A 12,167-nucleotide genomic window follows, 5' to 3' on the forward strand; every position below is an offset into this window, starting at 1 on the left:
CGTTGGGACGAAGCGGACGCCTCGCGTCGGCGACGCCGCTTGAACGTTCGACGCCTGGCTCAGCTGTCGAGCGCCTTGTATTTCTCACGAAGGTGGTTACGGATCCACACGGCCGACAGGTTCAGTGTCGCGATGACCATCACAAGCAGCAGTGCCGTGGCGTACACCAGTGGCCGCGCCGCTTCCACGTTCGGGCTCTGGAAGCCCACATCGTAGATATGAAAGCCCAGGTGCATGATCTTCTGATCCAGGTGCAGGTAGGGGTAATTGCCATCCACCGGCAGCGACGGCGCCAGCTTGACCACGCCCACCAGCATCAGCGGTGCGACTTCACCCGCGGCGCGAGCAACGGCCAGGATCATGCCGGTCATCATGGCCGGGCTGGCCATGGGCAGAACGATCTTCCACAGCGTTTCGGCCTTGGTGGCACCCAAGGCCAACGAACCCTCGCGCAGGGTGCGCGGAATGCGCGCCAGCCCTTCCTCGGTGGCCACGATCACCACCGGCACGGCCAACAATGCCAGTGTCAGTGACGCCCACAACAGGCCCGGCGTGCCCAGGGTGGGCGCCGGCAAGGCTTCGGCGAAGAACAGGCGATCGATCGAGCCGCCCAGCACGTACACGAAGAAGCCCAGGCCGAAAACGCCGTAGACGATGGCCGGTACACCGGCAAGGTTGTTGACGGCGATGCGGATCAGGCGTGTCACCGGCCCCTGCCGGGCATACTCGCGCAGATAGACCGCTGCCAGCACGCCAAAGGGCGTGACGATCACGGCCATGATCAGGGTCATCATCACCGTGCCGAAGATGGCCGGGAAGATACCGCCCTCCGTGTTGGCCTCACGCGGGTCGTCGCTGAGAAACTCCCACACCTTGGCGAAGTACACCCCCAGCTTGGCCAGGGTCGACATGCCGTTGGGCTGGATGGCATGGACCACCTTGCTGAGGTTGATCTCGACTTCACGGCCATTGCCATCGCGCGCCACCAGTGTGTCGCGGGCAAAATCCCGATGAAGCGTGGTCAGGCGATCTTCGATGGCTTTGTAGCGGCTGTTGAGCTCGGCGCGGTCAGCCTCGATGTCAGCCTGGGCCGCTGCGTCCAGCTTGCCTTCGAGCTCGAGTTTGCGCGCCTGCAGGCGCAACCGCTCCAGGCCATGGTTGATGGCACCGATGTCTTTCTTCTCCAGCGCTTGCAGCGTCTTGTTGAGCTCGCTGGCCCGGGCCAGGCGCGCTTGCAGCTCACCCCAGGCCGCAGCCCCTTGCGCCACCACTCGGCCTTGTTCCTTGACGCTCACCAGATAGCCATAGAAGTTGCCCCACTCGCGGCGTTCCAGGGCCATCAGCTGTTCGGGGCGCTGCTGATCGACAAGCCAGTCGCCCACGACCCAAGTGAAGTCGCTGCCATTGAGGTCCCGGTTTCCGACCTTGATCAATTCGCGTGTCATGAACTCCGGGCCCTGGTCGGGCACGGGCAAACCGGCGCCCTTGAGGCGCGCACGCGGCACTTCTTCCTGCTGTACCACTTCACCGATGACCGTCTGCTGGGCCTGGCCCGGCACGGCGTAGGTGGCCTGGATCAAATCGGCCGGCCAGAAATGCCCCAGGCCGCGTACGGCGATCACTGCCAGCAGGCCAACGGTCATGATCACCGCCATGGCCACCGCGCCACCGCTCATCCATACACCGGGGGCACCGCTCTTGAACCAGCCTTTGAGGGAATCCTTTTTCACGGATCGCTACCTTTCTATCAAAGCGACGAGTATTTCTTGCGCAGACGCTGGCGAATCAGCTCGGCCAAGGTGTTCATGACGAAGGTGAACATCAGCAGCACCAACGCGGCGAGGAACAGCACCCGGTAGTGACTGCCCCCGACTTCGGATTCCGGCATTTCCACCGCTACGTTGGCAGCCAGCGTGCGCATGCCTTCGAACAGGTTCATCTCCATCACCGGTGTATTACCGGTGGCCATCAGCACGATCATGGTTTCACCGACGGCCCGACCCATGCCGATCATCAGCGCCGAGAAGATGCCGGGGCTGGCGGTCAGGATCACTACCCGGGTGAGGGTCTGCCAAGGCGTTGCACCCAGTGCCAGGGAGCCCAGCGTCAGGCTGCGCGGCACGCTGAAGACGGCGTCCTCGGCAATCGAGTAGATGTTGGGAATGACGGCAAAACCCATCGCGATCCCGACCACCAGTGCATTGCGTTGGTCATAGGTGATACCCAGGTCATTGGTGATCCACAGGCGCATGTCGCCGCCAAAGAGCCAGCTTTCAAGGTACGGGCTCATGCCAAGGGCAAACCAGCCGGTGAGTAGAATGACCGGGATAAGAATGGCCGCCTCCCAGCCATCCGGTACCCGCAGGCGAATGGATTCAGGCAGCCGGCTCCAGGTGAACCCTGCCAGCAGGATGCCGACCGGCATGAGCAGGAACAGGCTGAAGACCCCTGGCAGGTGGCCTTCCAGGTAAGGCGCCAAAAACAGCCCCGCGAAGAACCCCAGGATGACCGTGGGCATCGCCTCCATCAGTTCGATCACCGGCTTGACCTTGCGGCGCATGCCAGGGGCCATGAAGTAGGCTGTGTAGATCGCGGCGGCAATGGCCAGCGGCGCGGCAAGGATCATGGCGTAGAAGGCAGCCTTGAGCGTACCGAAGGTCAGCGGCGAAAGGCTCAGCTTGGGCTCGAAATCGGTATTGGACGCGGTCGACTGCCACACGTACTTGGGCGCGTCGTAATTCTCGTACCACACCTTGCCCCACAGCGCGCTGAAAGACACTTCCGGATGGGGGTTGTGCAGCTTCAATGGCAGCAACCTGCCGGGCTCTTCGATCATGACCCGGTTGGCGCGCGGTGACAGGGCAAGGATACCCGGGCCCTGGGCCACGGACTCGACCAAGAGGGTGCGGTGCGCCGTGCTGTGGAAAACACCCAGCTTGCCTTCTGCGTCCAGGGCGATGAAGCCCTTGCGGCGCTCTTCGGCGTCAATCTGCACGATGGGCGACGTGCCCAGCTGGAAGGTACGAATCTGCTTGAAACGGGATTCCCCGTCCGGGTCACGGGCCATGAACCACTGGGCCAGCCCACCGTGCGAGTCACCGATGATCAGTGAAATGCCGCCTACCAGCTGCGCAGTGGCCGTCACTTCGGTATCAGCGCTCTGCGCCAGGGTGTAGCGCCCGTTGAGGCTCTTGTCGCGCAGGCTGAACACGTCGGCAGTGGCACGACCATTGATCACGTACAGCCACTGCTGGCGCGGATCGATGAAGATGTTCTTCACCGTTTCGGTCATTTGCGGCAGCTCGATGCGGGTCTGCTCGGTCGTGACTTCGGCGGTCATCATGTTTTCGCTGCGCGTCAACGCGATGACCTGCAGGTGCGCCCCCGTGGAGCCAGCCAGCAACAGCGTGTCGCCATTGACGCTGGCGCTGACGTGCTCCAGCACCCGCGCCTGTTCATCCAGCACGAAAGGCTGTTTGCCATAGGGGTAGTCGATGGTCGGCGTAATGGTTTTTTTGTTGTCGGGGTAGGTGATCTTGTAGGTATGGGTGAACACCAACGCCTGGCCATTGGACAACCCCAGCATCACCATCGAGCTGCCTGGCTGGTCGGTACCGATCGAAGAGACCTGTACGCCGGCAGGGATGGGCAGGTCGACGCGCTCGAGCGCTTCGCCGGTCTTGGTGTCGAAGAACAGCACCTGGCCCTGGTCCGAAACCCGCATGCCAACCAGGTTCTGCTCCTCGAGGGCGATCATCAGCGGCTTGCCCGCCTCCTCCTTGAGCCAGGCAGGTTGCAATGCCTGCTTGCTGGTCAGCTCGGCGCCCTGGAATAACGGAAGGACCACATACGCCAGGTAAAAGAAGATCAAGGTGATCGCGGCCAGCACAGCCAGCCCGCCCACCAGCACATACCAGCGCGTCAGGCGGTCCTTGAGCGCACGCAGGCGTCGCTTGCGCTGCAACTCCGGCGTGTTGAAATCGATGCGTGCAGGCTGGGAATCTTGGGTCATTGTGGAGTTGGCCAGATCATTCATGGGGCACACCCTAGCGGTCCCGTATGACAAAAACATGACAATGCAGTGACGCACGAAAGCCCGAAGCACAGTAAGGCTGGCCCCGGGCTGGGAGTGCTGAAGAGGCTAGCCCAACGGCTTGCCCCTGCAGGGTTCGATTACTGCTTGGCGACGTTGCCGGCGTGGGACAGGCCCAGGTCGGCCAGGGTCTTGTCGACGACTTTGGCAGGCAGCGGGATGTAGCCATCCTTGACGACCACCTGCTGGCCGGCCTGCGACAGTACCAGCTTCACGAACTCGGCCTCCAGCGGGGCCAGCGGCTTGTTCGGCGCCTTGTTGACGTAAACGTACAGGAAGCGCGAGAGCGGGTAGCTGCCGTTCAGGGCGTTGGTCTCGTTGTCCTCGACGAACTCGCCGCCCTCCTTCTTGGCCAGCGGCACGGTCCTGACGCTGGCCGTCTTGTAGCCGATACCCGAGTAGCCGATACCGTTGAGCGACGAGCTGATGGACTGCACCACCGAGGCGGAACCAGGTTGCTCGTTGACGTTGGGCTTGAAGTCACCTTTGCACAGGGCTTCTTCCTTGAAGTAACCATACGTGCCGGACACCGAGTTACGGCCGAACAGCTGGATCGGCTTGTTGGCAAGGTCGCCGGTTACTCCGGCATCGCCCCAGGTCTTGATCTCGGCCTTGCCACCACACAGGCGGGTCGAAGAGAAAATGGCATCGACCTGGGCCATGGTCAGACCCTTGATCGGGTTGTCCTTGTGCACGAACACCGCCAGGGCGTCGACCGCAACCGGAATGGCAGTCGGTTTGTAGCCATACTTCTGCTCAAACGCCTGCAATTCGACGTCCTTCATCTTGCGGCTCATGGGGCCGAGGTTGGCGGTGCCTTCGGTCAGCGCCGGTGGCGCAGTGGACGAACCCGCTGCCTGGATCTGGATGTTGACGTTCGGGTATTCCTTTTTGTAGGCCTCGGCCCACAGGGTCATCAGGTTCGCGAGGGTATCGGAGCCGACGCTGGAGAGGTTGCCCGAAACACCCGTGGTCTTGGTGTAGGTCGGGATAGCAGGATCGACAGCGGCCACTGCGTTGGCGGTTGCAACGCCAGCGGCGGCAAAGGTAAGGGCCGCCATCAAACGCTTCAATTTCATGCCTTGCTCCTAGCTGGAATGGGGGTGCAGAGAGGGAACGGGGGCCAGTATCTGCAGCGCGCATGAACACGATATGACTTGATTGTGACAATTGGATGAAATGCCATCATCGTGTCGAAGCGCTGCTACAGGGAGCAAGTGTCAGTGGCCAAGGCGATTCAACGCTTGTTGGCGAGCAAGTACAGACCTACCGAAAAGCCGACCATGCACAGGACAGCCACATAGTAAGCGGGCGCCATGGGGCTGACCTTCAGAAGCCCGGTTACCGCCATCGGCGTCAGGCCGCCAAAAATGGCATAGGCGACGTTGTAGGAAAACGACAAGCCGCTGAAGCGCACCGCAGCCGGAAATGCCTTGACCATCACGTAGGGCACTGCGCCAATCACGCCCACGCACAGGCCGGTCACCGCATACAACGGGAACAACAGCTCGGGCCGTGTGGGCAAGCTGTGGTAAAACGCCCAGGAACTGACCAACAGCATCAGGCTGCCGACCACGAACACACGGCCCGCGCCGAAGCGATCGGCCAGGCTACCGGCGCCAATGCAACCCAGGCTCAGCAGCACGATGGCCAGGCTGTTGGCCTTGAGCGAGTCGGTAGGGCTGATGTGGTAGATGCTCTGCAACAAGGCTGGCGTCATGAGGATCACCACCACGATGCCTGCCGACAGCATCCAGGTCAGCAACATGGACAGCACGATGGGCCCGCGATGATCGCGCAGCACCGCCCGCAGCGGCAGCTCTTCGGCCAAGGCTTTGCGTTGCTGCATTTCTGCGAACACCGGGGTTTCATGCAGCCAACGGCGCAGGTAGACCGAAAACAGACCGAACACACCGCCCAGCAGAAACGGAATTCGCCAGGCATAGCTGGCCACTTCTTCAGCGCTGTAGACGCTGTTGATCAAGGTCGCGACCAGCGAGCCCAGCAAGATACCGGCCGTCAAACCGGCAGTGAGCGTGCCGCAGGCATAGCCGGTATTGCGCGCCGGCACGTGCTCCGAGACGAATACCCAGGCGCCCGGCACTTCCCCGCCGATGGCCGCCCCCTGGATCACCCGCATCAACAGCAACAGGATCGGCGCCCACAGGCCAATCTGCGCGTAGGTCGGCAACAGGCCCATGATCAGGGTGGGCAGGGCCATCATGAAGATGCTCAGGGTGAACATCTTCTTGCGGCCCAGCAGGTCGCCGAAATGCGCCATGATGATGCCGCCCAGGGGCCGCGCCAGATAGCCTGCGGCAAAAATGCCGAACGTCTGCATCAACCGCAGCCACTCTGGCATGTCGGCTGGGAAGAACAGCTTGCCGACCACGGTGGCGAAGAACACGAAGATGATGAAGTCGTAGAACTCCAGCGCCCCGCCCAGCGCAGACAGCGAAAGGGTCTTGTAGTCACTGCGGGTCAGCGGCCGCGGGGCCTGCTCGATACTGCTCGGCGCGGAAGTCATCACGGTTATTCTCTTTATAGGGCAAGGCCACACGGGATGCGGCTTGTTCAAGGCGAAGGCGAAGATAGCAAATTGCCGAACGCGGCTGAAAGCGACACGCAATCCATACCGACCTGCAAGAACGCATGGTCGTCGCTTGCGTAGATGCTCTATATACTGGCGTTTCGTACGAAATGTGTCCTGCTAGCGTGGGATATTGTGCGAAAACTCCGGTCACTATACTCAGACGGTTTCGAAGCATGTCCCACGGCCGTCTCGTCATACGAATCGGCGTAGTATGTTGTCAGCTGAATCGTTTACCGGCCTAAGCGCCGCATCCAGGAAAAGCGTCACGGGTCAGAGGCCCCACCGCATGATTGAGCTCGAACAAGAAGATCCAATTCCGCAGGGTGACCTTGCTTTGCAGATCACCGCACTGCCACGCGAAACAAACGGCTTTGGCGATATCTTCGGCGGCTGGCTGGTCGCCCAGATGGACCTGGCAGGTACCGCCATGGCCAGCCGTGTTGCCGGTGGCCGCGTCGCTACCGTGGCGATAGATCGCATGGCGTTTCTGGTACCGGTGGCCGTGGGCGCACAGTTGTCCTTCTATACCCAGACGCTGGAGATCGGGCGCAGCTCCATCCAGATGATGGTCGAGGTATGGAGCGACGATCCACTGTCCAGCGAATGGCGCAAGGTGACCGAAGCCGTCTTCGTCTTCGTCGCAATCGATGGCAGCGGCCGCACCCGTTCCGTCCCTCGTCGCTGAGGCCTGCCGGCGGTAAACTCATTGCCTGCGCCCGGGTCCAAGGCCCACTGGCAACCAATGAGATGACACAATGGCCACCTTCCAGGTAACGACCGAGCAACATGGCGAGCTTCACTGCTGGCGTATCTGCAGTAGCTTCGCCGAACTACTGATCGCCCGCCAGGGTGCACAGGTCCTCAGCTACCAGCGCACAGGCGAGCCGCCGTTGCTGTGGTTGAGCGACAAGGCCATTTTCCGCCAGGGGAAGTCGGTTCGGGCAGGGGCGCCTGTGTGCTGGCCATGGTTTGGCGACCTGCAGCGCAACCCTGAAACCGTCCAGTCCATGTACCACGCGGAACAAGCGCCAGCCCACGGCCTTGTCCGCACGCGTGACTGGCAATTGCTGAGCCTGGAGGAAGTGGGCGAAACCCTGCGGATCGAGTTCGAAATGGCCGAAGCGCAAGGTGGATTGCCCGGGTGGCCGCACACCGTGGCGCTGAAGCTGGTGGTCGTGCTGGACGAGGCGTTGACGCTGCAACTGACCAGCCGCAACCTTGGCGATAGCCCGGTCACTATCAGCCAGGCCCTGCACAATTATTTTGCCGTCAGTGATGTGCGCCAGGCCAAGGTCGACGGTGTCGAGGGGTTGGCTTACATCGAAACCCTGGCCGACTGGCAACAGCGCCTGCAGCAGGGTGCGCTGGCGTTTACCGGCGAGACGGACCGGATCTATCTGGATACGCCGCCAACGCTGAGCATCGTCGACCCGGCCTGGGGCAGGCGGATCATCCTGACCAGCAGTGGATCCCGCTCGGCGGTGATCTGGAACCCCTGGACCGCACGGGCCAAGGAATTGCCGGACATGGCCGATGACGGCTGGCAACGCATGCTGTGCATCGAGACGGCGAACGTCTGGGACGACGTGGTGCAGTTGCAGCCCGGGGCCAGCAGTTCGCTGGGGGTCAGGATCGATTGTGAAGTGACCCCGCGCGACTAGCCACTCGGACACGCCTCAAAGATCGGCGTCCACCACTACCCTCACCTTCGCGGCGTCCAAGGCATAGGCCGCGTCGGCCAGGTCGTTGCTGACCTTTTCCACCTTCAGCGTGCCGCTGACCCACAGCGGCGTGTAGATGTCATCGATCTTCAGCCCTTTTGGATAGCGCACCAACACCAGCTGGTTGGGTGGCGGTGGCGGGACGTGGATGCATGCACCTGGGTATGGCACCAGGAAGAACAAGGTGCTGTGGCCCTTGGCATCGCTTTCAAGCGGCACGGGGTAGCCACCCAGGCGAATGCTCTTGCCGTTCAGGGCGGGCACGGTTTTCGTCGAGTACATGACCGCCGGCAGCCCCTTGCTCTGCTTCAAGCCACCTTTGGCGGTGAAGGTGCCCATGGCTTCGGGAGAGTTATGGTCGATTTCGGGCATCTGCTCGAGCGCCTTCTGGTCCGACTTGGGCATCAGTTCCAGCCAGTCGGTCTCGGGCAATTCGGCATGGGCCAGGGAGCTGGCCGACAACAGGAGGGCAATGAAGAAGGCACGCATGGAATGCTCGGCAACTCGGGATGAATTGCCGGCATTCTAACCAGTATTCAGCGTTTCTTGATGAATCCGTAGATCACCAGGAGAAGGATGGCGCCTACCAGTGCGCCAAAGAAGCCGGCTGCCTGACCTGCCTGGTAGATACCAAGCGCCTGACCGCCATAGGTGGCCAACAGCGAGCCCGCGATACCGAGCAGGATGGTCATGATCCAGCCCATGCTGTCGTCGCCCGGTTTGATGAAACGAGCCAGCAGGCCGACGATGAGGCCGATGAAGATGGTTCCGATGATACCCATGGCAATCCCCTTGCAGTAAAGATGGAACAAGCCAAAGCCTAGGCAGCGCTTTGGCTTGTTGCCACTTCAGAGGGCCAGCCGGATGCAGAAGTTCGAATTGGCGCTCGATCAGTTGCCGATCAGCGCCTGGACTTGCGCAATCTTGTGCTCGAGTGTGGCCATGTCCTGGCACCGCAATGTGGCATGGCCAACCTTGCGTCCGGCCTTGAACGCCTTGCCATAGTGGTGCAGGTGGCAGTCGTCGATGGCCACGACCTGCTCCACTGGGGGGACTTCACCGATGAAGTTGAGCATGGCGCTCTCTCCGACCTTGGCAGTCGAACCCAATGGCAAACCGGCGATGGCACGCACGTGGTTTTCGAACTGGCTGCACTCGGCGCCTTCGATGGTCCAGTGCCCAGAGTTGTGCACGCGCGGTGCAATTTCATTGGCCTTGAGCCCACCGTCGACCTCGAAGAATTCGAACGCCATGACCCCGACATAATCGAGTTGTTGCAACACGCGACCGACGTAGTCTTCAGCCAGCGCTTGCAACGGATGCGCCTGACTGGCGACCGACAGGTGCAGGATGCCGCTGTCGTGCGTATTGTGCACCAGCGGATAGAACCGCGTTTCACCATCGCGGGCCCGGACCGCGACCAGCGATACTTCACCGGTAAAGGGTACGAAGCCTTCGAGCAGGCACGGCACGCTGCCCAGTTCGGCAAAGGTGCCGACCACGTCTTGCGCGGTGCGCAGGACTTTCTGGCCCTTGCCGTCATAGCCCAGGGTGCGGGTCTTGAGCACCGCTGGCAGGCCGATGCTCGCCACTGCGGCGTCCAGGTCTGCCTGGGACAGGATGTCGGCGAACGCGGGGGTGGGGATCCCCAGGTCACGGAACATGCTTTTCTCGAACAAGCGGTCACGGGCGATGCGCAGGGCCTCGGCACTTGGGTACACCGGCACGAACTGCGAAAGAAACGCCACGGTCTCGGCCGGAACGCTCTCGAACTCGAAGGTAACCAGGTCAACCTGATCGGCCAGCTGACGCAGGTGTTCCTGGTCGCCATAGCCCGCGCGCAGGTGCTCGCCCAGAGAGGCGGCACAGGCATCGGGCGCCGGGTCGAGGAAGGCGAAGTTCATGCCCAGCGGAGTACCCGCCAGTGCTAGCATGCGGCCCAACTGGCCGCCACCGATTACACCGATTTTCATGGGTTGAACCTCAAGCCTGACGCGGATCTGGATTGTCCAGCACGGTGTCGGTCTGTTCCGTGCGGAACTGCTTCAACGCCGCGTGGTACTGAGGGTGCTTGGCGCCAAGGATGCTGGCCGACAACAGCGCGGCATTGATTGCGCCCGCGCGGCCGATGGCCAGGGTGGCAACCGGCACGCCGGCAGGCATCTGTACGATCGACAGCAACGAATCAACGCCCGAAAGCATCGACGACTGCACTGGCACGCCCAGCACCGGCAGGTGGGTCTTGGCCGCGCACATGCCAGGCAAGTGGGCTGCACCACCGGCACCGGCGATGATCACCTCGATGCCCCGGCCATCAGCCTCTTCGGCGTACTGGAACAGCAGATCCGGCGTACGGTGGGCGGAAACTACCTTCACCTCGTAAGGAATGCCGAGTTTTTCCAGCATATCGGCGGTGTGGCTAAGGGTGGACCAATCGGACTTGGAGCCCATGATCACGCCAACCAGTGCACTCATCGTCGAGCCTCTCCTGCAAGCGCCTTCTGGCGCGCTAAAAGCAACAAGCCACGCAGGTGGACCGGCGTGGCTCGTCATACGGATTATGAATCGACCGGGTCGGCCGAAGGCGCAGGATTGTAGCGTATTCATGGAGGGAGCGCCCACCCCCATAAGCACATGCCGGATCAAAGGGCAAGCTGTCTCGCGGGACAAGTTTTCCCGCTCGAACGGCTATGGCTACAGCGACAAGAATCGCGGATTATCTGAAATACACTTCAAATTGATGCCTCGCCCTGAACGCCGGTCGACTCCAGTTTGCGCCACAGCAAACGGACGTTGGCCTTGCGGACCAAGGCGCAGCGGTACAGGCGAATTTCCAGCGGCACGTGCCACTGGCTGCCACCACAGATCGCAAGTTCTCCACGCTCCAGTTCGCCGCGCATGGACAGGCGCGGTACCCATGCCACCCCCATCCCCTCCAGGGCCATGCTCTTGAGGCTGTCAGCCATGGCGGTTTCATAGACGGTGGTGTAACGCAGATTGCGCTGGCGCAGCAGCAGGTTCACCGAACGACCCAGGAAGGCACCGGCGCTGTAGGCCAATAATGGCACGCTGGTTTCACCCTCCAGGGTAAACAACGGTTTGCCTTCTGCATCCACGGCACAAACGGGCAGCATTTCGGTGGTGCCCATGTGCAGCGAGGGAAAGATTTCGGCATCCATCTGCAAGGCTGCGTCAGGGTCGTAGAACGCTAGCATCAGGTCGCAGCCGCCTTCCCTCAAGGCATGCACTGCATCGCCGACGTTGGTGGCAACAAGCCGGGTGGCGATGTTCAGCCCATCGTTGCGCAGTTGGGCCACCCAGCGTGGGAAGAAGCCCGATGCGAGCGAGTGCGCGGCTGCCACTTGAATCACTTCGCCCTGACCACCTTCAAGATGATGCAAATGGCGAAGAATTTCGCTCAGCTGGTCGACAACCGTGCGGGCCGTTACCAAAAACAGCTGGCCCGCCTCTGTCAGCTCGATGGGGGTGCGGGATCGGTTGACCAGGGTAAGGCCCAGGGCCGCCTCCAGGCTACGAATCCGCCGGCTGAAGGCCGGCTGCGTTACGAAGCGCCGCTCCGCCGCCTGGGAAAAACTGCGGGTCGAGGCCAGGGCACTGAAGTCCTCCAGCCATTTGCTTTCTAGGTTCATCGGGCCGCTCCCCTGCCGTGCACCAAAATGGAACACGCTCGAAAATCAATCGGCGTCACATCTATCACTATGCCGTTTGTGCATAGGTTAGCGTGCAACAGCATTGGCCG

The 12,167-nt window shown here is 61.8% G+C and carries 11 protein-coding genes; 2 read left to right on the forward strand and 9 right to left on the reverse strand.

Annotated features, from left to right (window positions below):
- Positions 1-59 precede the first annotated feature (59 nt).
- The 4 genes from pstA to NMB38_RS21650 all read right to left on the reverse strand — a co-directional run bounded on the left by pstA (position 60) and on the right by NMB38_RS21650 (position 6,620).
- Positions 60-1,676, reverse strand: a complete 1,617-nt coding sequence (pstA, locus tag NMB38_RS21635; protein ID WP_173645903.1) for a phosphate ABC transporter permease PstA — start codon at positions 1,674-1,676, stop codon at positions 60-62.
- Between the two features lie 71 nt (positions 1,677-1,747).
- The gene (locus NMB38_RS21640) at positions 1,748-4,036 is read right to left on the reverse strand and encodes an ABC transporter permease subunit (RefSeq protein WP_104926653.1); all 2,289 of its coding nucleotides are present in this window, start codon (positions 4,034-4,036) and stop codon (positions 1,748-1,750) included.
- 137 nt (positions 4,037-4,173) lie between these two features.
- The gene (locus NMB38_RS21645; RefSeq protein ID WP_088522815.1) at positions 4,174-5,172 is read right to left on the reverse strand and encodes a phosphate ABC transporter substrate-binding protein PstS; all 999 of its coding nucleotides are present in this window, start codon (positions 5,170-5,172) and stop codon (positions 4,174-4,176) included.
- A 158-nt stretch (positions 5,173-5,330) separates the two neighbouring features.
- Complete coding sequence (locus NMB38_RS21650) at positions 5,331-6,620, reverse strand: MFS transporter (protein ID WP_023532734.1); 1,290 nt, start codon at positions 6,618-6,620, stop codon at positions 5,331-5,333.
- A 352-nt stretch (positions 6,621-6,972) separates the two neighbouring features.
- Between NMB38_RS21650 and NMB38_RS21655 the strand changes: the two genes are divergently transcribed.
- Both NMB38_RS21655 and NMB38_RS21660 read left to right on the forward strand, forming a co-directional pair.
- On the forward strand, positions 6,973-7,371 hold the full coding sequence (locus tag NMB38_RS21655) for an acyl-CoA thioesterase (RefSeq protein ID WP_003253317.1): 399 nt from the start codon (positions 6,973-6,975) through the stop codon (positions 7,369-7,371).
- Between the two features lie 70 nt (positions 7,372-7,441).
- On the forward strand, positions 7,442-8,347 hold the full coding sequence (locus NMB38_RS21660) for a D-hexose-6-phosphate mutarotase (protein WP_111475533.1): 906 nt from the start codon (positions 7,442-7,444) through the stop codon (positions 8,345-8,347).
- A 15-nt stretch (positions 8,348-8,362) separates the two neighbouring features.
- Here the strand turns inward: NMB38_RS21660 and NMB38_RS21665 are convergent, their stop codons facing one another.
- The 5 genes from NMB38_RS21665 to NMB38_RS21685 form a co-directional block, all read right to left on the reverse strand.
- On the reverse strand, positions 8,363-8,896 hold the full coding sequence (locus NMB38_RS21665; RefSeq protein WP_049695282.1) for a DUF3299 domain-containing protein: 534 nt from the start codon (positions 8,894-8,896) through the stop codon (positions 8,363-8,365).
- Positions 8,897-8,943: 47 nt separating this feature from the next.
- On the reverse strand, positions 8,944-9,189 hold the full coding sequence (locus NMB38_RS21670; RefSeq protein ID WP_023532347.1) for a GlsB/YeaQ/YmgE family stress response membrane protein: 246 nt from the start codon (positions 9,187-9,189) through the stop codon (positions 8,944-8,946).
- A 108-nt stretch (positions 9,190-9,297) separates the two neighbouring features.
- Positions 9,298-10,380 carry a 5-(carboxyamino)imidazole ribonucleotide synthase gene (locus NMB38_RS21675; RefSeq protein WP_049695281.1) on the reverse strand — a complete coding sequence of 361 codons (1,083 nt, stop codon included), beginning with the start codon at positions 10,378-10,380 and terminating at the stop codon, positions 9,298-9,300.
- 10 nt (positions 10,381-10,390) lie between these two features.
- Positions 10,391-10,882, reverse strand: a complete 492-nt coding sequence (purE, locus tag NMB38_RS21680) for a 5-(carboxyamino)imidazole ribonucleotide mutase (protein ID WP_023532690.1) — start codon at positions 10,880-10,882, stop codon at positions 10,391-10,393.
- Positions 10,883-11,139: 257 nt separating this feature from the next.
- A complete protein-coding gene (locus tag NMB38_RS21685; RefSeq protein ID WP_027913339.1) occupies positions 11,140-12,057 on the reverse strand; it encodes a LysR substrate-binding domain-containing protein in 918 nt (305 codons plus the stop codon).
- Positions 12,058-12,167: the final 110 nt, after the last annotated feature.

Source organism: Pseudomonas sp. FBCC-B35, assembly GCF_059133755.1.

Coding starts and splice junctions, on each gene's coding strand:
- NMB38_RS21640 (WP_104926653.1), bottom strand. CDS start 4,036: ATGAATGATCTGGCCAACTCCACAATGACCCAAGATTCCCAGCCTGCA.
- NMB38_RS21670 (WP_023532347.1), bottom strand. CDS start 9,189: ATGGGTATCATCGGAACCATCTTCATCGGCCTCATCGTCGGCCTGCTG.
- purE (WP_023532690.1), bottom strand. CDS start 10,882: ATGAGTGCACTGGTTGGCGTGATCATGGGCTCCAAGTCCGATTGGTCC.
- NMB38_RS21650 (WP_023532734.1), bottom strand. CDS start 6,620: ATGACTTCCGCGCCGAGCAGTATCGAGCAGGCCCCGCGGCCGCTGACC.
- NMB38_RS21685 (WP_027913339.1), bottom strand. CDS start 12,057: ATGAACCTAGAAAGCAAATGGCTGGAGGACTTCAGTGCCCTGGCCTCG.
- NMB38_RS21675 (WP_049695281.1), bottom strand. CDS start 10,380: ATGAAAATCGGTGTAATCGGTGGCGGCCAGTTGGGCCGCATGCTAGCA.
- NMB38_RS21645 (WP_088522815.1), bottom strand. CDS start 5,172: ATGAAATTGAAGCGTTTGATGGCGGCCCTTACCTTTGCCGCCGCTGGC.
- NMB38_RS21655 (WP_003253317.1), top strand. CDS start 6,973: ATGATTGAGCTCGAACAAGAAGATCCAATTCCGCAGGGTGACCTTGCT.
- NMB38_RS21660 (WP_111475533.1), top strand. CDS start 7,442: ATGGCCACCTTCCAGGTAACGACCGAGCAACATGGCGAGCTTCACTGC.
- NMB38_RS21665 (WP_049695282.1), bottom strand. CDS start 8,896: ATGCGTGCCTTCTTCATTGCCCTCCTGTTGTCGGCCAGCTCCCTGGCC.
- pstA (WP_173645903.1), bottom strand. CDS start 1,676: ATGAGCGGTGGCGCGGTGGCCATGGCGGTGATCATGACCGTTGGCCTG.